Annotated in this window: 18 protein-coding genes; 13 read left to right on the forward strand and 5 right to left on the reverse strand. The window is 70.6% G+C overall.

Annotated features, from left to right (window positions below; all coding sequences use genetic code 11):
• The first annotated feature begins 40 nt into the window (after window positions 1–40).
• Window positions 41–1552, forward strand: a complete 1512-nt coding sequence (locus AB5970_RS08470) for a sugar transferase (protein WP_370503489.1) — start codon at window positions 41–43, stop codon at window positions 1550–1552.
• On the opposite strand, the gene AB5970_RS08475 is transcribed toward AB5970_RS08470, so the two are convergent.
• The gene (locus tag AB5970_RS08475; RefSeq protein ID WP_370503490.1) at window positions 1546–2148 is read right to left on the reverse strand and encodes an acyltransferase; all 603 of its coding nucleotides are present in this window, start codon (window positions 2146–2148) and stop codon (window positions 1546–1548) included. The two genes, AB5970_RS08470 and AB5970_RS08475, sit on opposite strands and share 7 nt — an antisense overlap.
• Before the next feature lie 251 nt (window positions 2149–2399).
• Here AB5970_RS08475 and AB5970_RS08480 point away from each other — a divergent pair, with 251 nt between their 5' ends.
• From AB5970_RS08480 to AB5970_RS08505, 6 genes are all read left to right on the forward strand, one after another.
• Window positions 2400–7109, forward strand: coding sequence for a DUF4082 domain-containing protein (locus AB5970_RS08480; RefSeq protein ID WP_370503491.1), 4710 nt, complete (start codon window positions 2400–2402; stop codon window positions 7107–7109).
• A gap of 183 nt (window positions 7110–7292) precedes the next feature.
• Window positions 7293–8351 carry a Gfo/Idh/MocA family protein gene (locus AB5970_RS08485; protein WP_370503492.1) on the forward strand — a complete coding sequence of 353 codons (1059 nt, stop codon included), beginning with the start codon at window positions 7293–7295 and terminating at the stop codon, window positions 8349–8351.
• The gene (locus AB5970_RS08490) at window positions 8348–9355 is read left to right on the forward strand and encodes an NAD-dependent epimerase/dehydratase family protein (RefSeq protein ID WP_370503493.1); all 1008 of its coding nucleotides are present in this window, start codon (window positions 8348–8350) and stop codon (window positions 9353–9355) included. The genes AB5970_RS08485 and AB5970_RS08490 overlap by 4 nt, the downstream gene beginning before the upstream one ends.
• Window positions 9352–10482: a DegT/DnrJ/EryC1/StrS family aminotransferase gene (locus AB5970_RS08495; protein ID WP_370503494.1), complete on the forward strand. Its 1131-nt coding sequence runs from the start codon at window positions 9352–9354 to the stop codon at window positions 10480–10482. The genes AB5970_RS08490 and AB5970_RS08495 overlap by 4 nt, the downstream gene beginning before the upstream one ends.
• Before the next feature lies 1 nt (window position 10483).
• Window positions 10484–11203, forward strand: a complete 720-nt coding sequence (locus AB5970_RS08500; RefSeq protein WP_370503495.1) for a NeuD/PglB/VioB family sugar acetyltransferase — start codon at window positions 10484–10486, stop codon at window positions 11201–11203.
• Window positions 11200–12312 (forward strand): DegT/DnrJ/EryC1/StrS family aminotransferase, encoded by a 1113-nt coding sequence (locus tag AB5970_RS08505; RefSeq protein WP_370503496.1) that lies wholly within the window; start codon window positions 11200–11202, stop codon window positions 12310–12312. The genes AB5970_RS08500 and AB5970_RS08505 overlap by 4 nt, the downstream gene beginning before the upstream one ends.
• A gap of 108 nt (window positions 12313–12420) precedes the next feature.
• Here the strand turns inward: AB5970_RS08505 and AB5970_RS08510 are convergent, their stop codons facing one another.
• Window positions 12421–13986, reverse strand: coding sequence for a lipopolysaccharide biosynthesis protein (locus AB5970_RS08510; RefSeq protein WP_370503497.1), 1566 nt, complete (start codon window positions 13984–13986; stop codon window positions 12421–12423).
• 190 nt (window positions 13987–14176) lie between these two features.
• Between AB5970_RS08510 and AB5970_RS08515 the strand changes: the two genes are divergently transcribed.
• The 5 genes from AB5970_RS08515 to AB5970_RS08535 all read left to right on the forward strand — a co-directional run bounded on the left by AB5970_RS08515 (window position 14177) and on the right by AB5970_RS08535 (window position 19547).
• Window positions 14177–15106 carry a glycosyltransferase family 2 protein gene (locus AB5970_RS08515; RefSeq protein WP_370503498.1) on the forward strand — a complete coding sequence of 310 codons (930 nt, stop codon included), beginning with the start codon at window positions 14177–14179 and terminating at the stop codon, window positions 15104–15106.
• Entirely contained in the window at window positions 15106–16131 is a 1026-nt protein-coding gene (locus tag AB5970_RS08520; RefSeq protein WP_370503499.1) for a glycosyltransferase, read from the forward strand. The genes AB5970_RS08515 and AB5970_RS08520 overlap by 1 nt, the downstream gene beginning before the upstream one ends.
• A 28-nt stretch (window positions 16132–16159) precedes the next feature.
• Entirely contained in the window at window positions 16160–17332 is a 1173-nt protein-coding gene (locus AB5970_RS08525; protein ID WP_370503500.1) for a glycosyltransferase family 2 protein, read from the forward strand.
• Window positions 17333–17633: 301 nt separating this feature from the next.
• Window positions 17634–18575, forward strand: a complete 942-nt coding sequence (locus tag AB5970_RS08530) for a glycosyltransferase family 1 protein (protein WP_370503501.1) — start codon at window positions 17634–17636, stop codon at window positions 18573–18575.
• 39 nt (window positions 18576–18614) lie between these two features.
• Window positions 18615–19547: a glycosyltransferase family 2 protein gene (locus AB5970_RS08535; protein WP_370503502.1), complete on the forward strand. Its 933-nt coding sequence runs from the start codon at window positions 18615–18617 to the stop codon at window positions 19545–19547.
• 29 nt (window positions 19548–19576) lie between these two features.
• Here AB5970_RS08535 and AB5970_RS08540 read toward each other — a convergent pair whose 3' ends face one another.
• From AB5970_RS08540 to AB5970_RS08550, 3 genes are all read right to left on the reverse strand, one after another.
• Window positions 19577–20245: a polysaccharide deacetylase family protein gene (locus AB5970_RS08540; protein ID WP_370503503.1), complete on the reverse strand. Its 669-nt coding sequence runs from the start codon at window positions 20243–20245 to the stop codon at window positions 19577–19579.
• Window positions 20238–21107 carry a glycosyltransferase family 2 protein gene (locus AB5970_RS08545; RefSeq protein ID WP_370503504.1) on the reverse strand — a complete coding sequence of 290 codons (870 nt, stop codon included), beginning with the start codon at window positions 21105–21107 and terminating at the stop codon, window positions 20238–20240. Before AB5970_RS08545 ends, AB5970_RS08540 begins: the two co-directional genes overlap by 8 nt.
• A 217-nt stretch (window positions 21108–21324) precedes the next feature.
• The gene (locus AB5970_RS08550; protein WP_370503505.1) at window positions 21325–22362 is read right to left on the reverse strand and encodes an O-antigen ligase family protein; all 1038 of its coding nucleotides are present in this window, start codon (window positions 22360–22362) and stop codon (window positions 21325–21327) included.
• On the opposite strand from AB5970_RS08550, the gene AB5970_RS08555 reads away from it, so the two are divergent.
• A complete protein-coding gene (locus tag AB5970_RS08555; protein WP_370503506.1) occupies window positions 22346–22477 on the forward strand; it encodes a hypothetical protein in 132 nt (43 codons plus the stop codon). The two genes, AB5970_RS08550 and AB5970_RS08555, sit on opposite strands and share 17 nt — an antisense overlap.
• Window positions 22478–22655 lie beyond the last annotated feature (178 nt).

A 22655-nucleotide genomic window follows, 5' to 3' on the forward strand; every position in this document is an offset into this window, starting at 1 on the left:
GAGTCGGACACATGAACGACTAGGGGCGAACGGGCTGACGATGACGATCCTTGACGATCCGGCGGAGAACATGGATGTTCTCCTCGACCGGCGCAGGGCCGCAACGGGTCCGCGGCGTTCGTGGGCCTCCACGGAGCCTTTCGTCACCCACCCCCGCCCGGCCCTGCCGGCCTACGACGCGGCCCACTGGGGCTCCGTGGCCGGCCACTACGTCCGCCAGGCGTTCGCGGTGGACCTGGCCGTCGCCGTCCTCGTCGTCGCCGGCGTCGTGCTCGTCGGCGGCCCGGCCTCGTGGTGGTCGGTCGTCGCCGGTGTCGTCTTCCTGCTCGTCGTCGCGTTCGGCCGTGGGTACGACCGCAAGACGCTGGGCGACGGGCCGGTCGAGTTCCAGGCGGTGCTCCGCGCGGGTCTCGGCTCGGCCGCGATCGTGGCGCTGGGCAGCGTCGCGCTGGCGGTCCCGCTGCCTCGTCTCGAGGTGGCCGTGACGGTGGTGCTGCTCTCGGTGGCCACGGCCGTCGGTCGGCACGTGCTGCGGCGGTCGCTGCACGGCCGGCGCAGCCGCGGGGTCGCCATGTCCCGGACGCTCGTCGTGGGCGACGCCACCTCGGTGCACCACCTGATCCACGACCTGCGCGGCGCGACGTACCACGGCTACCAGGTGATCGGGGTGTGCCTGCCGGCCATCACCGACCGCCCGCCGCAGGACGGCGTCCCCACGCTGGGGGCGCTGGCCGACATCCCGCAGGTCGCCTACGACCACCAGATCGACGTCGTCATCGTCTCGGGCAGCGAGCTGTCGGGGGACGCCCTGCGCCGCCTGTCGTGGGCGCTCGGCCGGGCCGGCGTGGACCTCGTCGTGGCCCCCGGGCTGGTCGAGGTGCTCGGCCCGCGCGTCCACCTGCGGCCGACCGCGGGGCTGTCCCTGCTCGAGGTGGAGACCGCCTCGCCGCGGCGGCGGATGCTCGCCAAGTCGGCGCTGGACCGCACGCTCGGCAGCGCGATCCTGCTGGCGGCCTCGCCGGTGATCCTGTTCGCCGCGCTCGCCGTCCGCCTGACCAGCCGGGGCCCGGCCTTCTTCCGCCAGCGCCGCATCGGCGTGGACGGGCGCGAGTTCACCATGTGGAAGCTGCGCAGCATGTACGTCGACGCCGAGGAGCGCCGGGCGGCGCTGCTGGTCGAGAGCGACCGCGACGGCCTCATGTTCAAGATGCACGACGACCCGCGGATCACGAAGGTCGGCAAGCTGCTGCGCCGCTACTCCGTCGACGAGCTGCCGCAGCTGTGGAACGTGGTCCGGGGCGACATGTCGCTGGTCGGCCCGCGCCCGCCGCTGCCCGCGGAGGTCGACGAGTACCACGACGCCGTCTACCGGCGGCTGCGCGTGCGGCCCGGCCTCACGGGGCTGTGGCAGGTGAGCGGCCGCGCCGACCTGTCGTGGGACGAGTCGATCCGGCTGGACCTGCGCTACGTCGACAACTGGTCGGTCGCCATGGACCTGCTGATCCTGTGGAAGACGGGGCGCGCGGTCTTCGGTGGCTCCGGGGCCTACTGAGCCAGCCGGAGCACGCCGTCCCGCTCGACGTACCGCTCGCCGGTGGTCGGGCAGACCCAGTCGTCCCCGCCGTCGCGCTCGAGGGGCGCCCCGGCGCGGCCCACCCAGCGGATCCGCCGCGCCGGCACGCCCGCCACCAGCGCGAAGTCCGGCACGTCCTTGGTCACCACCGAGCCCGCGGCCACCAGCGCCCACCGCCCGATGGTCACGGGCGCGACGCACACCGAGCGCGCGCCGATCGACGCGCCCGTGCGGACCGTGACCCCGACGGCGTGCCAGTCGTCGGCGGACTTCAGGCTGCCGTCGGGGTTGACCGCCCGGGGGTAGTAGTCGTTGGTGAACACCACGGCGGGGCCGACGAACGCGCCGTCCTCCAGCACGGCCGGCTCGTAGACGAGCGCGTGGTTCTGGATCTTGCACCGGTCGCCGACGACCACGCCGGGCCCGATGTACGCGCCGCGGCCGACGATGCAGTCGGCGCCGACGCGAGCGTCCTCGCGGACCTGGGCCAGGTGCCAGATGCGGGTGCCGGCGCCGATGGTCGCGCGGGGGTCGACGTCGGCCGTGGCGGCCACGTTCGGGCGGGACTCGGGCACGGTGGGCTCCTGGTGGGTCGGCGGTGGTCGGCCGATTGTGGCGCGTCCTGGCGGCCCGGTCGATGGGCGGCTACGGCATCTGGGCGACAGTCCCTGTCAAGCCGGGTGATATCTGCGTCAGACCGCCCTCGATGCCCGAGATGTCCTTTATCGTCCGGTATCAGGAGGCCATCCCCGTGGCTCCACATCGGCGAGGGTGTGCTGGGCAGGCGCTCCCCGTTCGGAGCTCGACCTCGACTACGGAGCGCCCCATGAGATCCCGCACCTCCCCACGCCGCATCGTCGGACTCATCGCTGCCCTCGCGACTGCCGCGTCCCTGGTCGTCGTCGCGGCGAATCCCAGCGCGGCCGCCGACCCGTGCGTCGCCGGGGGGAATCCGATCGTGTGCGAGAACTCGAAACCAGGCACGGATCCGTCGGTCTGGGACATCACCGGCGCGGGCGACGACGAGATCCAAGGCTTCGCCACCGACATCTCGGTGAACGTGGGCAGTACGGTCCAGTTCAAGATCAAGACCGCCGCCAAGAAGTACAACATCGACATCTATCGGACCGGGTGGTACGGCGGCCTGGGCGCGCGCCTCATCACGTCGGTGACGCCGTCGGCCTCGCTGCCGCAGACTCAGCCGCAGTGTGTCTCCGACGCCACGACCGAGCTGTACGACTGTGGGAACTGGGCGGTCTCAGCGAGCTGGGCGGTGCCGACGACCGCGGTGTCCGGGGTGTACATCGCCAAGCTCACGGACCCGGCGACGGGCGACACGAGCCACATCATCTTCGTCGTGCGCAACGACGCGAGCACGTCCGACGTGGTCTTCCAGACGTCCGACCCGACGTGGCAGGCGTACAACACCTACGGCGGATCGGACTTCTACCAGGGGGCAGCCAACGGTCGCGCCTTCAAGATCAGCTACAACCGGCCGTTCGCCACCCGGTCGCACGAGGGTGGTCGTGACTTCTACTTCAGCTCCGAGTACGCGATGGTGCGCTTCCTGGAGAGCAACGGCTACAACGTGAGCTACATGGCCGGCGTGGACACCGACCGCCGTGGCGCACTCATCAAGAACCACAAGGTCTTCATGTCCGTCGGTCACGACGAGTACTGGTCGGGCGCCCAGCGCGCGAATGTCGAAGCTGCTCGGGACGCCGGCGTGAACCTCGCCTTCTTCAGCGGCAACGAGGTGTACTGGCGCACGCGATACGAGAACTCGGTCGCCGGAACGCCCACCTCGTACCGCACCCTCGTCTCGTACAAGGAGACCTGGGGCAACGCCAAGATCGATCCCAGCGCGGAGTGGACCGGAACGTGGAGGGACCCCCGCTTCGCCGCCACGAGCGCGGGGGCCGGTCGCCCGGAGAACGGGCTCACGGGAACGATGTACATGTCCAACTTCTCGGACCTGGCGGTCACGGTCTCGTCGGAGGAGGGCAAGTTCCGACTGTGGCGCAACACTTCGTTGACGTCTCTCGCGTCGGGCTCGACGGCGGCTCTCGCGCCGCACACGGTCGGCTACGAGTCCGACGAGGACATCGACAACGGGGCGCGACCGCCGGGGCTGGTGCGCCTCTCGACGACTACGGGTGCGGTCCCGCAGTACCTGCAGGACTTCGGCAACGTCGTGCTGCCTGGGAACACGACTCACCACTTGACCATGTACCGGGCCTCGAGCGGAGCGCTCGTGTTCTCGGCAGGCACGATCCAGTGGGCCTGGGGGCTCGACCAGGAGCATGACGGCGCGGGGGCGCCCGCCGACTCGCGGATGCAGCAGGCGACGGTCAACGTGCTTGCCGACATGAAGGCTCAGCCCGGAAGCCTGATCGCTGGGCTGGTTGCCGCGACGGCGTCCACGGACACCACGAAGCCGACCGTCAGCATCAGCTCGCCGGCGTCGGGTGCGGCGATCGCCAACGGCGCGACTGTGGCGCTGAGCGGCACTGCCGCCGACGTCGGTGGCCGCGTGGCCGGTGTCGAGGTGTCGACCGACGCCGGCGCTTCCTGGCACCCGGCCACGGGCACGACGGCATGGAGCTACACCTACGTGCAGGCCGGGCTCGGGTCGACCCCGGTTCAGGTCCGCGCCGTCGATGACAGCGCCAACATCGGTACCGCGGCAACCAGGTCGTTCTCCGTGGCGTGCCCCTGCTCGATCTACGGGTCGACGCTGCCGGCCGTTCCCGCAGTGAACGACCCGGGTGCTGTCGAGCTCGGTCTGAAGTGGACCCCCACGACCAGCGGATTCATCACGGGTGTGCGCTTCTACAAGGGGACCGGGAACACGGGTACCCACGTCGGATCGATCTGGAGCGCGTCCGGGACGCGACTCGCTTCCGTGACGTTCGCGAACGAGTCGGCCACCGGCTGGCAGACGGCGACGCTGTCCGGTGCGGTCGCGGTCACGGCCGGAACCTCGTACGTCGTCTCGTACAGCTCCCCGGCGGGCAACTACGCCGCAGAGGCGAACGCATTCTGGTATCGAGGTCGCTCGGCGCCACCGCTCCAGGTCAGCGGCGGGTTCGGGAGTTCGGGCTCAGGGACGTATGGCGGCATCGGTACGTTCCCGACGCAGACGTATCAGTCGACCCAGTACTACGTCGACGTCGTCTTCTCGACGGTCGACACGACACCGCTCACCATCGGTGGGCAGTCGCCGCTCGCGGGTGCGACCAGCGTGCCTGTCGGCACAGCACCGAGTGTGGTTCTGTCGAAGACGGTCGTCTCCGGCTCGGTCGCGATGACGCTCACTCCGCAGGGAGGCGCCGCCGTTGCAGGTGTCACGAGCTACGACCCCACCACCAGGCGTGCCAGCTTCACCCCGTCCTCGCCTCTCGCACGATCGACGACGTACACCGCGGCCGTCACTGCGACGGCGGACGGCTCGGGAATCTCCGGTCCCTCGTCATGGTCGTTCACCACCGCGGCCCCGGACCAGGTCGCCGGTGCGCGCACCGTGAGCCTGTACAACGACTCAGACGTGCCGGGGGTCCTCCAGGACGCCGACACCGCGGCCGTGACTCTGGGAACCCGGTTCGCGAGCAGCGTCGACGGCACCGTCACAGGCGTCCGCTTCTACAAGGGTCCGAACAACACCGGCACCCACACGGGCCAGCTCTGGGCCGCAGGAGGGACGACGCCGCTGGCGCAAGCGACGTTCACCAACGAGAGCACGACGGGTTGGCAGACTGTGACGTTCGCGTCGCCGGTGGCCATCACGAAGGACACGGACTACGTCGTGTCGTACCGGGCGCCGGCCGGCTCCTACTCGGCGACGATCAGTGCGTTCTCAGGCACGGGAGTGCAGCGTGCACCGCTGCGCACCGCACCCGACAGCGGCGCGTACACCTATGGCACCGGCTACCCGGCGTCGAGAAGCTCGACGAGCTACCTGGTCGACGTGGTGTTCGTGCAAGCCGCTCCCGCGCTCGCGGTCACCGCTCAGTCTCCGGCTCCGGCAGACCCGGGGGCATCGACGACGGCACCGATCTCGGCGACCTTCAACGTCGCCGTGAAGGCGAGCGCGACGCTGGCCGTCAAGGCCGGCACGACGTCGGTCTCCGGCACGGTGTCCCGGTCGGCCGACGCCTTGAAGCTCACATTCACGCCGTCGGCCGCGCTCGCGGCCACGACCACCTACACGGTGACAGCGAGCGGACTCGTCTCGACTGACGGGGTGTCGCTTGCCGACGTGGTCTGGTCGTTCACGACCGCTGGTGCGGACGGATGCCCGTGCACCCTCTTCGGTGGCCAGGTCCCCGCCTCCACCTCGGTGAACGACCCCTCCGCCGTGGAGCTGGGGACGTCGTTCGCGGCGACGGCGTCGGGGAATGTCACCGGCGTGCGCTTCTTCAAGGGAGCCGGAAACGGCGGTACGCACACCGGGTCGTTGTGGAGCTCGACGGGACAGCTGCTGCGCACCGTGACATTCACCGGAGAGTCGGCCACGGGATGGCAGACCGCCACGTTCTCGAGCCCCTACGAGGTCACGCCGGGGACTACCTACGTGATCTCGTATCTCGCCCCCCAGGGCCACTACGCGGCCACGTCCTCCGACTTCACCGTCGACCGGACGGTGGGTCCGCTGACGACTCCTGCGGCAGGCAACGGTCGCTACCGTTACGGCGCCACCGGTGGCTTCCCCACTGACACGTGGCAGCAGACGAACTACTTCGTGGACGTGGTGTTCTCGACCGCACCGCCGAGCCCGCCGACGGTGACCTCGCAGGCGCCCCCCGCCGGGGCCACCGGCATCTCGACGGTTGCCACGGTCGCGGCAACGCTGTCGAAGGCGCCGCCGACGGGCACACCCACCATCGCGCTCAGTACCCCCGGTGGACCGATCGCCGGGACGAGCTCGTACGATGCCGCGACGCTCAAGGTGTCCTTCGCCCCCAGCACCGCGCTGCCTTCGGGGACCCTGATCTCGGTGGCCACGAGTCTCGCGGGCGTGGCGGTGGCCGGGGGGGCGTGGACCTTCACGACCGCCGCGGCGGCGCCGAGCGCGGTCTCGCTCTGGGCGGACTCCGAGCTGCCGACCTACGACGCGTGGGACGACACCTCGGCGGTGATGGTGGGCACCCGCTTCACGGCCAGCGTGCCCGGCTCGGTGACGGCCATCCGATTCTTCAAGGGAGCGGCCAACACGGGCGTCCACACCGTGAGCCTCTGGGACGCCTCCGGCGCCAAGGTGTCCGAAGCGGCGTCGACCGCCGAGTCCGCCTCGGGCTGGCAGACAGTTCCGTTGCCGACTCCGGTCGTACTGACGCCTGGCCAGGTCTACACGGCGGCCAACTACTCGACGACGGGGCGGTACGCAGTGACCTCGAACGGCCTCGCCGCCACACGCACCGTGGGTCCCCTGTCGACGGTCGCGAACGGCGGCGCCTACGTGTACGGGACGACTTTCCCGGTCAACTCGACGCCGACCTTCTTCGGCATCGACCTCGTCTTCGTCCCCGGAGGCTGAGGGCTCCGACGGCCCGCGGCCGCCGAGCGTCGCCCCGCGACCTCGGCGGCCGTCGGCCTGCTCGGACGGGTGCCCGCCGTTCGGGTGTTCACCCGTCGCAGCGGGGTGAAAATGTCCGGTATCTACGGACATGCCCCCTCTCGGTGGTGACACTTGAGTCCACCGAGACGTAAGGGGAACGACATGACCGAGCAGCTGCGCGCGGCTGTGGTGGGGGCCGGGTACTGGGGACCCAACCTGGCTCGCAACTTCCGGACCAGCCCCGACTGGGACCTCGTCGCGGTGTGCGACCTGGACGCCGACCGCGCCCGCAAGGTCGTCGGGGCGCGCTCGACGGTGGACGTCATGACATCCCTGAGTGACCTGCTCGCCCGCGACGACGTCGACGCGATCGCGATCGCGACCCCGGCCCGGACGCACGCCCCGATCGCCCTCGCGGCGCTCGAGGCGGGCAAGCACGTGGTCGTCGAGAAGCCGATCGCGGACCACGGCGCCGGTGCCCGGACGATGGTCGCGCGCGCGGCCGAGCTCGACCGAGTGCTGATGGTCGACCACACCTTCTGCTACACGGCGCCGGTGCTCAAGATGCGCGAGCTGATCGCGGAGGGCCACCTCGGCGAGATCCTCTTCGTCGACTCGGTCCGGATCAACCTCGGCATCGTGCAGCCCGACGTGGACGTCTTCTGGGACCTGGCGCCGCACGACCTGTCGATCCTCGACTTCATCCTCCCCGGCGGCCTGGTCCCCTCGGGGGTCGCGGCGCAGGGCGCGGACCCGCTGGGCACCGGCCAGTCGTGCGTCGGCTACCTGACCCTCCCGCTGCCGGGCGGCGCGATCGCCCACGTGCACGTCAACTGGCTGAGCCCCACCAAGATCCGCCAGATGGTGGTCGGCGGGAGCAAGCGCACGCTGGTGTGGGACGACCTGTCGCCCCAGCAGCGGCTCACGGTCTACGACCGCGGCGTCGAGCTGGGCCAGCCGCTGCCCGACAAGACGACCGCCAACATCTCCTACCGGCTGGGCGACGCGTGGGCTCCTGCCCTGCCCGAGAAGGAGGCGCTGGGCGTCATGGTCGGCGAGTTCGCCGCGGCCATCCGCGAGGGCCGGGCGCCGCGCACCGACGGGCACGCCGGCCTGCGCGTCCTCGACGTCCTCGAGTCCGCCTCCCTCAGCCTGAACGACGGTGGTCGGCTGACCCCCGTCGCACCGTCGCTCGCACCCAGCCTGGAGACCGTCGCATGAGCACCATCCAGGGGGCCCGGGTCCTCGTCACCGGCGGGGCCGGCACCATCGGCTCGACCATCGTCGACCAGCTGGTCGACGCGGGCGCCGGCCACGTGGTCGTCCTCGACAACCTCGTCCGCGGCCGGCGCGAGAACCTCGCCGACGCGCTGGCGACCGGCAGGGTCGAGCTGGTCGAGGGCGACCTGCGCGACCGCGACCTCGTGCACGACGTGACGCACGGGCAGGACCTGGTGTTCCACCAGGCGGCGATCCGGATCACGCAGTGCGCCGAGGAGCCGCGCCTGGCTCTCGAGGTCCTGGTGGACGGCACGTTCACCGTGCTGGAGGCCGCCGCCGAGCACAAGGTGGACAAGGTGATCGCGGCGTCGAGCGCGTCGGTCTACGGGCTGGCCGAGCAGTTCCCGACGGGGGAGCGGCACCACCACCACAACAACGACACGTTCTACGGCGCCGCCAAGTCGTTCAACGAGGGCATGGTGCGCAGCTTCCGGGCGATGTACGGCCTCGACTACGTGCTGCTGCGCTACTTCAACGTCTACGGGCCGCGCATGGACGTGCACGGGCTCTACACCGAGGTGCTCGTGCGGTGGATGGAGCGCATCGCCGACGGCCAGCCGCCCCTCATCTTCGGCGACGGGCTGCAGACGATGGACTTCGTCGTGACCACCGACATCGCGCGGGCCAACCTGCTCGCTGCGAGCAGCGACGTGGTCGACGGCGTCTACAACATCGCCAGCGGGACCGAGACCAGCCTGCTCGAGCTGGCCCAGGCCCTGCTGCGGGCGATGGACTCCGACCTGTCCGTGGAGCACGGTCCGGACCGCGCGGTCAACGGCGTGACCCGACGCCTGGCCGACACCACGGCCGCCCGCGTGGACCTCGGGTTCGAGGCGGAGATCGGGCTCGAGGACGGGCTGCGGGCGCTCGTCGAGTGGTGGCGGCCGCTGCGCAGCGAGATCGCCGCCGGCCGCGCGCTGAGCCCCGCCGGGGCGCGCGCATGAGCCGCATCAACGTCATGCAGCCGTGGTTCGGCCCCGAGGAGATCGCCGCCGTCAGCGAGGTCATCGCGTCCGGCTGGGTGGCGCAGGGGCCGCGCGTCGCCGCGTTCGAGGCGGCCTTCGCCGAGGCGATGCAGGTCGAGCACGCCGTCGCCGCGTCGTCGTGCACGACCGCGCTGCACCTCGCGCTGATCGTGGCGGGCGTGCAGGCCGGTGACGACGTAGTCGTGCCGTCCTTCTCGTTCATCGCCACGTCGAACGCGCCCGTCTACGTCGGCGCACGGCCGGTCTTCGCGGACGTCGACCCCGTGACCGGCAACCTCACCGCCGCCTCGGTCGAGGCCGTGCTCACCGACGCGACGCGGGCCGTCGTCGTCGTGGACCAGGGCGGTGTCCCGGTGGACCTCGCCGCGATCCGCGCCGTGACCGACCCGCGCGGCATCGTGGTCATCGAGGACGCGGCGTGCGGCGCGGGCTCGACCTACCGCGGGCGGCCCGTCGGCGCGGGCGCGGACGTCGCCGCGTGGTCGTTCCACCCCCGCAAGATCGTGACCACGGGCGAGGGGGGCATGCTCACGACGCCGCACGCCGAGTGGGCGGAGCGGGCGCGCCGGCTGCGCGAGCACGCGATGAGCGTCTCCGCGGCGGCCCGGCACGCGAGCGTGCTCGCGCCGCCGGAGGAGTACCTCGAGGTGGGCTACAACTACCGGATGACGGACCTGCAGGCGGCCGTGGGCATCGTCCAGCTGGGCCGGCTGCCGGAGGTCGTCGCCCGCCGTCGCGAGATCGCGGCGACGTACTCCAAGCAGATCGCCGAGCTGCCGGGGCTGCGCGCCGTGGCGGACCCCGAGTGGGGTACCTGCAACTTCCAGTCGTTCTGGGTCGAGGTCGGCCCGGAGTTCCCGCTCGACCGCGACGGGCTGCTCGCCCACCTGGCCGACGCCGAGATCTCGGCGCGCCGCGGGATCATGGCGACGCACCGGCAGCCCGCGTACGCGCACGCCGCGCACGCGCCGCTGCCCGTCACGGAGCACCTCACCGACTCCACGCTGATCCTTCCCGTCTTCCACCAGATGTCGGAGTCCGAGCAGTCGCGCGTCGTCGACGCGCTGCGTTCGGCGGGTCGCTGACGTGGCCACGCCGCTGATCCTGGTCGCCGCGAGCGGCCTGGCCCGCGAGGTCCTGGCCCTGGTGCGCGCGCACGGCGGGTACGAGGTCGTGGGCTTCCTCGACGACGACGAGGCGCGGCACGGGACGATGCTCGACGGCGTCCCGGTGCTGGGCGGCCTGGCCGCGGTCGTCGACCACCCCGGGCCCGAGCTGCTCGTGTGCGCGGGACGGGGCGCGGTCCGGGAGCGGCTCGTCGAGCGGCTGGACGAGCTCGGCGTGGCCCCGATCCGGTTCGCGACGGTCGTGCACCCCGGCGTCGAGGTCCCGGCCGGCTGCGAGGTCGGCGCCGGGTCGATCGTCCTCGCCGGGGTCGTCCTGACCGCGGCCGTGGTGGTCGGCTCCCACGTGGTCGTCATGCCGAACGTCACGCTGACGCACGACTGCGTCCTGCAGGACTTCAGCACCGTCTGCGCCGGCGTCGCCCTCGGCGGCGGGGTCCTCGTCGGGCGCGGCGCCTACGTGGGCATGAGCGCCAGCGTCCGGGAGAACGTGCGCGTCGGCGCGGGCGCGGTGCTCGGCATGGGCGCCGCCCTGCTGGTGGACCAGCCGGACGGCTCGACGTGGGCCGGCGTGCCGGCCCGGCCGCTGGGAGCGCCGACGGGCTTCGCGCGGCACCGGATCGAACAGTGGCCCGCGACCGCGGAGACCGCTGACGCAGTCGACGAAGGAGCACGGGCATGACCACGATCCCGCTGGTGGACCTCGGGGCCCAGCAGGCCGAGATCGCCGAGGAGGTGCGCGCGGGCCTCGACGAGGTCTTCGCGGCCACGGCGTTCGTCGGCGGACCCGCCGTCGGCCGGTTCGAGGCCGCGTACGCCGCGTTCACGCAGGTCACGCACTGCGTCGGGGTGGCCAACGGCACGGACGCCCTCGAGCTCGCGCTGCGGGCCGTCGGCGTGCGCCCGGGCGGCGAGGTCATCGTCCCGGCCAACACGTTCATCGCGACCGCCGAGGCCGCGTCGAGGATCGGGGCCGTCCCGGTGCCCGTCGACGTGGACCCGGTCCACCTGCTCATCGACCCGGCCGCCGTCCGCGCGGCCGTCGGCCCGCGCACCGAGGCGATCGTCCCGGTGCACCTGTTCGGCCAGGTCGCGCCGGTCGAGGAGATCGGCAAGATCGCCGCCGACGCGGGCGTCCCGATGATCGAGGACGCCGCGCAGTCGCAGGGCGCGCTGCGGCACGGCCGTGCCGCGGGCTCGTTCGGGCTCGCCGCGGGCACCAGCTTCTACCCCGGGAAGAACCTCGGGGCCGCCGGGGACGCCGGCGCGGTGACGACGTCCGACGCCGCGGTCGCCCGCACCGTCCGGGTGCTGTCCGCCCACGGCTCGGCGCGCAAGTACGAGCACGAGGCCATCGGCATGAACTCGCGGCTCGACACCGTGCAGGCCGTCGTCCTCGAGGCGAAGCTGCGCCGGCTGGCCGGGTGGAACGACGCCCGCCGTGCCGCCGCCGCGCGGTACTCGGAGCTGCTCGCGGGCGTCGACGGCGTGCGGGTGCCCGTCAGCGCCGCCGGCAACGAGGACGTGTGGCACCTGTACGTCGTGCAGGTGGAGGAGCGCGACCGCGTGCTGCGCGCGCTCAACGACGCCGGCATCGGCGCGGGCATCCACTACCCGACGCCGGTGCACCTCACGGGCGCGTACGCCGGGCTCGGGCTGGGGGTCGGCGCGTTCCCGGTCGCCGAGGCCGCCGCCGGGCGCATCCTGTCCCTGCCGATGTTCCCGCACCTGACGCCGGCACAGCAGGGCCGGGTCGTCGAGGCGCTCTCTGCCGCTGTCCGGGAGAGGTAGCTCGGCACAGCTCGGCGTCGCTCTTGGCCCACCGTGGTGCGGGTGGAGCAATGGTGGGCACGCCTGTCGTCATGCGCGCCCGATCCGGGCGCTCGTCTCTGCCGCCGACTAGACCCGGGTGGCCTCAGGAGCGTCGTCCGGAAGTCGGTCCGGCCCGGCGCCGAGCAACGACAGTCGAGAGATCCTGGCGCGTACCCCCGACGGAATCGGGGCGAGCTCGAGCGCATCGCGGTACACGGGCGTGGCGACGAGGCGAACGAGCAGGATCTGAACCGTCACCATGACGAGTCCGACGACGGCACACTGCACGACCAGAGGTCCGGGTGTGACCTGGAGTGCGAGCCAACCCGCGGCGGAGGACGCGCCCGCACACACCACGACGGAGCCGAACTGGCGCGCAAGCGCCGGTGCGGCGATTCCGACGTGCCGCGAGACCAGGGCCCATCGGGCGATCGTCGCGGCGAGCGCCACGCCCACGAAGGCCCACGCGACAGCCGTGAGGCCGCTGTGCACCGCGACGGCGGTGGCACCGACGGTCACCACCTCGGTCACTATCGCGTAGCCGAACCACACGCCGGGCCGCCCCAGGGCATAGAACAGACTCTGGTCGACCATCGCGCCGAGTGTGAGCACGCCAGCCACGGCAAGGCCGCGTGTCACGGCGACCGCGGGATCCCACTGTGGCCCGAACAGCAGCGGCAGCACGACGGGGGCCGCGACGGCGACGAACGTCAGGACCGGGGACACCGTCAGGTACGTGAGGGCGGACGCCCGCATGTAGGCGCTGCGGAGTCGGTCGGGAGTGCTGCGAACCTGCGCCAGTACGACGGTGGAGACGGGAATGATCGCTGAGCCGCCGAGGTCTTGGGCGACTTGCACAAGCCGCTGGGCGATCGCGAGATAGCCGAGTCCCGTCACGCCCAGTGCAACTGCGACGATCGCGGTCTCGGCCCAGTTACGGGCCACGCCGAGGATGTCGACGGCGACGATCTTGTAGCCGAACCGCATCATTTCCGCGAAGCGCTCGCGCGAGAACTGAAGGCTGGGGAGCCAGCGCGCCGATATCCAGGCCGCACCGGTCTGGATGGCCGCCGCCGTCAAGGTCTGGGCAACGAGCGCCCAGACACCCGCGCCCGACAGGGCGAGAACGACCGCCACGACCTGTGCGGCGCCGGCGGCAATTGCTGACTGCATGGCGAGGCGCTTGAACGCGAGGTGTCTACGAAGCAGGGCCGACGGGACCGAGCCGCAGACGACGAGGGGCACGGAGAGAAGGAGAACCCGGAGCACCGGAGCTGCATCCGGCACGTTCAGCAGATCCACGATGGCCGGGACGGCTGCCGTCAGAGCGCCGCCGAGCACCACCGCTGCAATCAAGGAGAACCAGAAGCCTGTGCTCAGCGTGCGGCGATCCGGGTCCTCGACCTGCACGAGGTAGGTCGACAAGCCGAGGTCGGAGAGCAAGAGCACGAAGGGGACGACTGCGGAGGCGACCGCGACGACACCGAAGTCCTGCGGATCGAGCAACCGGGCGAGGATGGCGATCGTCACCAGCCCCGTCAGGCGCATGAGCCACTTCTGAGCCGTCATCCACAGGGCGCCTGACGCGGCCTTCTTGCCGAGTCCGGGCGACGTCGGCGCCGGCTCTCGCTGGGGGTCGTCCTGCAGTCCCAAGGTCGGTGCCTCCAGTAGCGACGCTCACGCGGATCCGGAGCCATCGTAGGCGTGGCCCCCAACTCATCCCTCAGCGGTGGCGCAACGTCACCCGCACGCACAAGGGTGATTTTCGGGACATTCCGCACTGCGCCGTCGTCGGGCCGGTGACACTGGTGTGCCCGGAGGGAGGAACCGCATCGTGAGGGTCTTGTGCATCTGCGTCGTCCGCGACGAGGTCGACGTCATCGCCCAGTCGCTGACAGCCGCGCTGGCGTGGGCCGACCGTATCGGTGTGCTCGACAACGGCAGTGTCGACGGGACAGCGGAGGTCGTTCGGGACCTGGCCGAGCGGGACGACCGCATCCTCTACCTCGGTTCGGACGCTCGACCCTTCGGGGACGACATCCGCATCGGGATCTTCGAGGCTCTGCGTCGAGAGGCGCGCGACGGCGACTGGTGGTGCCGCCTCGACGCCGACGAGTTCTACGTGGGTGACCCGCGTGTCCAGCTGGCCCGGGTCGCTCAGGACGAGCACAGCGTCTGGACCGCCAGCCTGAACTACTACTTCACGGATCGCGACCTTGCGCGCCACCTCGCGGAGCCGGGCTTCTACGACAGTCCCGATGTGCCGATCACCGACAAGCTGCGTCACTACATGAACTACTGGTCGGAGCCGCGCTTCTTCCGCCACACCTCAGGGCTGACCTGGCGGCCGGGCGACGGCGGGTTCCCGCGTGCGATCTGGTCGCGGCCGGCAAGTACCGAACGGGTGCTCGTCCGTCACTTTCCCTACCGGTCGCCCGCGCAGATCGACAAGCGTCTCGCCACCCGCGCACGCGACGCGGAGACCAGTGTCACCTTCGAGCACGAGAATGGTTCAGCGTGGGTGCAGGCGGTCGTCGACTTTCGTTCGGATCCCGGTACTTTCGCGCACCCCGCGGAACGCGTCACGCAGACATGGCGCGATCGAGTCGTCCCGGCAGAGGTGCTGGACTATGACGACCACGACGGACGGTTCGTCATCAACGACCAGTTGATGCCGCCGATCCCGGCGCCGCGCAGGATGCTGCCCCGCCCACTCGCTCGAGTTCAGCGAGCTGTCGCTCGAGTGGGTCGCACCGACCGGAGCGGGTTCTAGTGTCGACGCGAGACCGCACCTTCACCGTCGTCATCCCTTGCTACAACTACGCGCGCTTTCTTCCCGACGCTGTGCGCAGCGCCCTGGAGCAGCCGGACGTCGACGTTGAGGTGATCATCGTCGACGACGCGTCGTCGGACGACAGTCTCCAGGTCGCCAGCGGGCTCGCGGCCCTGGACCGACGCGTCACTGTGATCGCCAACGGAGTCAACCGAGGTCACATCGCGACGTACAACGTCGGGCTCTCGCGCGCACAGGGCACCTTTCTCGTCCTGCTGTCGGCTGACGACGCGCTGGCGCCGGGGGCACTCTCGCGGGCGGCGGCCGTCTTCGAGCGGCACCCAGGGACAGCGCTCGTGTACGGCTACACCGAGTCCTTCGTCGATGATCTGCCGGCCGTCGATCCCCGATGGAGCCCGTCCCACTGGTCAGGCGAGGAGTGGGTCCGACTCGTCGTGCGCCGGGGGCGGAACCTCCTGCGCAGCCCAGAGGCGATCGTTCGGCGCTCGGTGCACGAGCAGGTGGGCGGCTACGACCCCTCGCTGCCGCACGCTGCGGACATGGCGATGTGGCTCGAGCTCGCCGCGCGCGGCGACGTCGGTCGGGTCAACGGCACGACCCAGGCCTTCTATCGTGTCCACGGGTCGAACATGCACATGCTCACGTTCGCGGGCCCGGTCCGTGACCTGGGAGACCGGCTCGAGGTCTTCGACCGGTTCTTCAAGGGGACCGGGAGCACGTATGCCGACGCGCCGCGACTCCTGGCGCAGGCCCGCGAGCGTGTCAGCGTCGATGCCCTGTGGCAGGCGGCCCTTGCGCTGGACCGCAACGTGGGGGACGCCTCGGCCGTCGAGCGACTCCGCGAGATCGCGCTCGAAGCCGACCCGGAGGCGACGAGGTCACCTTTGTGGTGGGTGTCCCACCCGGAGGACGACTGGCGTGCAGCCCGCTCGACGGTGGCTCGAAGGGTCTATGCAGAGATGTGGCGTTATCGCTCTCGCCGTTGGCGGAGGTCGGGAACATGACGAACGACACGCGCCGCGCGGGAGGGCTATGAGCGAGGGCTGGCTTCACACGTTCGTCGAGACCCACGCGCTCGACCCCTCCTGGAGGCGCGTCATCAGCGCACTCGACCGCCGCCATCTCCGTCCGATGGCGAGCGGGCCCGCTCGGGCAGGAGCCAGGGGGGCGCCGGCGCGTGTCTCGGTCGTCATCCCCTGCTTCAACTACGGGCGCTACCTTCCTGCGGCGGTCGCGAGCGCACTCGACCAAGACGGTGTCGATGTCGAGGTGCTGGTGGTGGACGACGCGTCGACGGACGGCAGCGGTGAGGTCGCCGACTCGCTGGCTGCTGCCGACGCGCGGGTCCGAGTCCTGCACAACGACGCCAACTCGGGACACGTCGTCACGTTCAACAACGGTCTCGCCGCCGTCACGGGGGAGTTCGTCGTTCGGTTGGACGCCGACGACCTTCTGACGCCGGGGTGTCTCGAACGGGCTGTCGCGCTGTTTCGTGCCGTGCCGTCGGTCGGGCTCGTCTACGGTCATCCCCGGCACTTCCTGGACGACGACGTGCCGCCAGCACGAGAGCGCGAGCTGACCTGGACCGTGTGGCACGGCGTCGACTGGTTCGGCGAGCGCTGTCGGACGGGCGTCAACTGCATCACGACCCCGGAGGCCATGGTCCGCCGGTCGGTGATCGACGACATCGGGCCTCTCAACACCGAGCTGCGGTTCGCGCAGGACATGGAGATGTGGTGCCGCGTCGCCACCGTCTCCGACGTCGGTCATGTGGCCGGGGCCGACCAAGCGCTGCACCGGGACCACGCCGGGAGCATGAGTGTCACCGACGGTGCCCCCCTCCTGGTGGACCTTGAAGAGCGCGCGACGGTGTTCAGGGTGGTCGGCGAGTCGATGGGCGAGCGGGTGCCGGCCATCGTGCCGATGGTTGCGAAGGCGAGGTCGGCCCTCGCCACCGAGGCGCTCCGAGCGGCCCAGCACCTCATCGACAGGCACCGTGCGGAGCCTGGGGTGGTCGAGGACCTGCTCGAGTTCGCGCGAGACCTCCATCCGAGCTCGAGGACGAGCGCGAAGGCGAGCGTGGTCACGGACTCGTTCGGCCGTGCGGAGACCGCGCTCGCGCGCGCTGCGGGGGTCGTGCGAGCGGCTTCTCACCGCGTCGGATACGAAGCAGCATTCCTCCGCTGGACAGTCAGAGGGCTGTAGGGCGCGTGGACCAGACACGAGGTAGGCGATGATCCAGATCGCAGGGCGGCTCGGCGAGGCGACCCGCGTGATCCGAGAGACCGGGCCGAGTGGGCTCTACAAGCGCACGGTCAGGCGCTTGTACCGCTCGTCGGGTGCCTCCGGTCTCGAGTTCGGGCTGCTTCCCGGAGATATCGCTGACTCCACCCAGGTCCGGTGGCTCACACCCGCACAACGCCCGGCGCCCGGAGCTCCGATCCACGTGTGCTGGGTGACCTCACCACCGGCCCCCGGTTCCGGAGGGCATACGACCCTCTTCCGGATGGCGGAAGAGCTGGTGAAGGCGGGACACCGATGCACCATCGTGTTCTACGACGTCTTCGGCGGGACCTTCGAACGTCACGAGCGTGCGCTTCGCATCGGGTGGCCGTGGCTTCACGCCGACGCGGTGGAGCTCGGCGACCATCTCCCCCCGGCGGACGCCTACGTCGCGACATCGTGGGAGACGGCGCACGCCATCGCCTCGCGGGGCGACGACGCCGGCCGGCGCCTGTACTTCGTGCAGGACTTCGAGCCGTACTTCTATGGTCACGGCTCCCAGTACGTCCTGGCGGAGGACACCTACCGGTTCGGCTTCCGGACGATCACGGTCGGGCGCATGCTTGCGGAGATGTTGCAGAAGGACTTCGGGGTGAGGGCCGAGGTCGCGGAGTTCGGCTGCGACACGGACGTCTACTCGTTCAGGAATCGCGGCGAGCGAGAGGGTGTCGTGTTCTATGCGCGTCCTGAGGTCGCGCGTCGTGGCTACGAGGTGGGGATGCTCGCTCTGGAGGAGTTCCACCGCCGGCACCCCGAGCAGCCGATCCACCTGTTCGGCGGAAGCCCTACCGGTCTGCGGGTACCTGTCGTCCAGCATGGCCGGATGACGCCCGCTCAGCTGGCCGCCCTCTACAACCAGTGCATCACGGGCTTGGCTCTCTCCTTCACGAATGTCTCGCTGGTGCCTATCGAGATGATCGCGTGTGGTGCGATCCCCGTCGTCAACGACTCGGCTGCCGCGCGGCCCGGACTGACCAGTCACTATGCCCGGTGGTCGCAACCGACCCCGGTGGCGCTCGCAGCCGCCCTCAGCTCGATCGTCGAGCACGCAGACGTCGCCGGACATGCTGCTGAGGCTGCCGCCAGCGTGGCTGGTGCGAGCTGGAGTGACGCGGCGGCGACGGTCAGGTCCGTAGTCGAGCAGGAGGTCTACGGTGGCTCGTGAGCCTGCGGCGGCGGGCGATCGCACCAGGATGGGCGGCCTGTGAGCCCGTCGAGCCTCAACGTCGTCGTCGTCGCTTTCAACAGCGCTCAAGTTCTCCCTGGGCTCCTGGCGTCCCTCCCCGACGGCCTGGCGGGACTGGACTGGCACCTGGTGGTCGTCGACAACGCGTCCTCTGACGACTCGGTCGACGTCGTGCGCAGGCTCGCGCCTGACGCCACGGTTGTCGCGACCGGCCGAAACGGCGGCTACGCGGCGGGTGTCAACGCAGGCGTCGCTGCAGGTCCACCCTGCGAAGCCGTCCTCGTGCTCAATCCGGACGTCCGGCTCGACCCGGAGTGCGCTCCTCGACTCCTGCGGGCACTCCGGTCCTCGGGCGCGGGCCTGGCCGTTCCTCGGCTGCGCGATGCACGTGGCGAGCTCATTCCGTCGATGCGTCGTGAGCCGAGCCTGGTCAGGGCGGCGGCAGACGCGCTGATCGGGGCTGAGCGTGCCGGACGGATCGGCACGCTGGGGGAGGTGATCACGGATGCAGGCCGCTACGAGGCGGACACGTGGACCGATTGGGCCGAGGGCTCCACGCTCCTCGTGAGCCACGAGTGTCTGACGGCGTGCGGTCCGTGGGACGAGACGTTCTTCCTCTATTCCGAGGAGACGGAGTTCGCTCTTCGTGCGCGGGACAGAGGGTTCCGCACGCGATACGTGGCCGTTGCGGGCGCCGTGCACCTCGAGGGGGACTCGGCGGCGTCACCCAGGCTGTGGCCGCTGGTCGTCGCGAATCGGTTGGTCCTCTTTCGCCGTCGTCACGGGCCCGTGGCGACGTCGGCGTTCTGGGTGCTCCTCGTGATTCGGGAGGGCTCGCGCGCACTTCTTGGGCGCGACACCAGTCGCGCCGCGCTCCGCGGACTTTTCCGACCCCGCTGGCTCTGGTCGCCCAAGGGCCCGCAGGCACTCGTCTGGTCCGCGCCCGCATGACCGACGGGCCAGACCCGACGAACCGTGCGCTAGCGGACCCTTTTCACGAGCCCCCTGGCGGTTGCCGTCAGCCTCGCCGAGATACGTCGGGCGTCCGCTACCGTCTCCCGGAAGCTCTCGGCGGTGTCGTCCGACCGCACGCTGAATCGTGGCTGGAGCCACGCACGCTCTCGGGCGAGACGCCGGTCCGAGGTGTACACCCGGCGATAGCCCGCCCGGCGGAGCTGGGAGAGCGCCACGCGGTCGTACCTGCCCAGCGGCAGTGCCGCGTCGTCCACTGGGCCTCCGACGACCTCCGCGATCCGTGCGCGGGCGGCCACGAGCTCACGATGCCGCGCGGCCTCGTCGAGATGCCGCCAGGGGACGTGGTCCATGCCGTGGGTGCCCACGGTCATCCCTTCCGCCACGAGCCTCCTGACATCTGCTGACGACAACGACCCAGGAACGTCCAGTCTGCCGGCGAGCACGAAGAACGATGCAGTGAGACCCCGCTCGCGAAGCGCCGGGAGGGCGATCTCGATGTCGGATGCGCAGCCGTCATCGAAGCTCACGGCAGCATCGGGCCGACCACCGATGTCGTCGAGGATCGCCAGAAAGGTCGACCGGGGAACCCAGTACGCCGCGTCGGCGGCGGGGATCGCTGGACCCGCATCGCCGATCCCATGGAAGCAGACGTTGAGCCGACGCGAGTCAGGCAACCCGTCCTCCGGCGCTCTCTCGCGACGAGTCGTCCCGCAGCCACGAGTCGGACGAGAGGCTGCGCGCACGCACGGCTGCGGCCACCGTGATGACGACATAGACCACGGCGGCTACCGCGAGTGACGGCTCACGCAGGACGACGTCCCGAAGCCAGCTGGTCCTGTCGGACTGCCTGATGGCGACGTCGACCTTGCCCTCAGCGGCCGCCTTCCGCAGAAGTGCGTTGCCACGCCGCACGCGTGCGAGTCTGCGGACCAGGTCCCGTGTACGCATCGGTGTCTCGACCGTCGTCGACACGGACGAGAGGATGCGCTTCTCATCGGACGAGAACAGCGAGTCCAGGTAGAGGTCGTCTGCGATCAAGCGAGGGAACGTCCCGAACCGTTGGCGACCGGCATCGGACAAGGCGATCATGCCCCGACCGTAGAGGCCGTTACGGGCGGCAGGAAGGCGGGACTGGATCGCATAGTAGGAGCGGACGGCCCACGGCCTCCCGGTCAGGACCAGGTGACGGCCCGGTGCCGCCGCGAGAACCGCGCCGGACGAGTCCGAACCCGGACGGAATGCGGAGCAGACCTCCCTGAGGGTGTGAGCATCCGTCATGATGTCGGCATCGAGGTACACGCGTGGGTAGCTGCTCGTCGCGGCGTCGCCCGCGTCGAGTGCGCCCGCCTTCCCAGGCTCCGCGAGATCGATGACGGCGACGCCCCTGGCGCGTGCGACCGCGGCCGTGGTGTCGGTGCAGCCGTTGGCGACGACCACGATCTCGAACTCCCCGTGCACAGCGCCGGCGAGCAGGGCATCGAGGTTCGCTCCGATGGAGCTGGCCTCGTTGTGTGCGGGGATCACGATGCTCGTCATCGCCGGTGCGCCAGCTCGTCCGCGCGGTTCATGGGTGCTCCCTGAGTGTCCTGTGGGCTTCTGTACGCGGACCACGGCACACGTTGCCCGAGCCCACCGCACAAGGCAAGGACGAGATTCTCGTGCGTCGCTCGGGCGCCGAGCGCTCGCGGCTCAGGGGAGTACCCAGACAGTCCGTTATCGCCGCGAGTGTCAGGACCGCGCCCGTGCGCGTTCCTCAGGGTGCCCGGCTGCCGTCGCTGAGCACCCCCGACTGATCGCCGTGAGCGCGCGGTACCGGAAGCTCGACGGGATCCTGAGAGGCATGTCGCGGTTCGGCCCTGCCCGACGGCGGCCACCAGTCGGGAGGGGGAAGCTGGCTCCGCCCGCGCACGGCCAGCAGTGCGCCGGAGATGCCGAGCGTCAGGAGCATCGTCCCCATCATCATGGGGAACCCGAAACCGTCGAAGAACGCGAGGGAGACGGAGCCCGCGGCGATCCCGGCCGCGAGCGACAGCGCCAGGTCGCGCGAGCGCTCGTCGATCCACAGGCGACGGCGCCGCAGAAGCAGCCAGATCGCGGTGACCGGTATCGCGACGAAGGCGATCGTCCCGACGATCCCCACGCTGACCAGTAGCCCCAGGTAGGCGTTGTCGAAGACCCGATACTTCGGAAGGAACGTCCCGAGCCCGTGGCCGAAGAAGGGCCACCGCTCGACGAACTGGACCGCGATGGCGTAGCTGTCGGTGCGTGACGCGATCGACGGGTCGTCCTTGGCGCCGACGAACATGTTGCGAACCGACCGGAAGAGCGGCGGCAGCGCTAGGCACATGAGGACGAGAACGACCACCGACGTCGGGCCGACGACCATCCGGAGCCTTCGCGGCCAGCCCAGGAGCAGCACCACCAGGACGACGACGAGTCCGATGTACGCCGAGCGGGATCCTGAGAGCCCGAGTGCGACGAAGATCGTCGCCGCCGGGAACCACCTCCGGAACCTGCCGAGTCCGTGCGAGTGCAGGGCCACGTGGAGCGCGATCGGCAGCAGGATGGTGAGCAACGCGCCGAACTCGATCGGGTGGGTTGCCGTCCCCGCGACCCGGATCAACCCGTTCCGGAAGTTGGTCCCGCTCTCGTAGGACGCCGTGAGCCCAGGGATCGCGATGCGGTCGACCAGAGACTGACGCGTGACGTACTGCGCGATACCCAGAGTTGCCATGAGCCCACCGGCGAGGGCGAAGCGCCGGACGATCGTCTCGATGTCGACGCCCCGCACGAGCCCGTCGTGCGCGACCAGCAGGACACCGGTCATCGACAACGTCGAGAGCAGCGCGACGTTGGCCTGGCTGGCCTCGTCGGACTCGATCGGTCGCATCATCGCGAAGACGTAGCTGACGCCGACGACGAGCAGGAAGCACACGAGGGCTAGTCGGATGGGCCGGCGTTCCCCGGACTCGCTCGACGTGCGCCACAGCTGGGCGAGGAACCAGATGAATGCGCAGCTCAGCCCGAAGAGCAGGGAGGGGGCTCCAGCGCTTCCGAGCGCGTGGACCGTCAGTCTGGTGGGGA

It is taken from the genome of Cellulomonas sp. ICMP 17802, assembly GCF_041295535.1.
Classification (GTDB): Bacteria; Actinomycetota; Actinomycetes; order Actinomycetales; family Cellulomonadaceae; genus Cellulomonas.

Bases quoted from the DNA above. Each gene is read 5' to 3' on its own strand.
- AB5970_RS08470 (WP_370503489.1), top strand. From the start codon at position 41: ATGACGATCCTTGACGATCCGGCGGAGAACATGGATGTTCTCCTCGAC.
- AB5970_RS08480 (WP_370503491.1), top strand. From the start codon at position 2,400: ATGAGATCCCGCACCTCCCCACGCCGCATCGTCGGACTCATCGCTGCC.
- AB5970_RS08485 (WP_370503492.1), top strand. From the start codon at position 7,293: ATGACCGAGCAGCTGCGCGCGGCTGTGGTGGGGGCCGGGTACTGGGGA.
- AB5970_RS08490 (WP_370503493.1), top strand. From the start codon at position 8,348: ATGAGCACCATCCAGGGGGCCCGGGTCCTCGTCACCGGCGGGGCCGGC.
- AB5970_RS08495 (WP_370503494.1), top strand. From the start codon at position 9,352: ATGAGCCGCATCAACGTCATGCAGCCGTGGTTCGGCCCCGAGGAGATC.
- AB5970_RS08505 (WP_370503496.1), top strand. From the start codon at position 11,200: ATGACCACGATCCCGCTGGTGGACCTCGGGGCCCAGCAGGCCGAGATC.
- AB5970_RS08525 (WP_370503500.1), top strand. From the start codon at position 16,160: ATGAGCGAGGGCTGGCTTCACACGTTCGTCGAGACCCACGCGCTCGAC.
- AB5970_RS08530 (WP_370503501.1), top strand. From the start codon at position 17,634: ATGGCGGAAGAGCTGGTGAAGGCGGGACACCGATGCACCATCGTGTTC.
- AB5970_RS08545 (WP_370503504.1), bottom strand. From the start codon at position 21,107: ATGACGAGCATCGTGATCCCCGCACACAACGAGGCCAGCTCCATCGGA.
- AB5970_RS08555 (WP_370503506.1), top strand. From the start codon at position 22,346: ATGTCGACGCCCCGCACGAGCCCGTCGTGCGCGACCAGCAGGACACCG.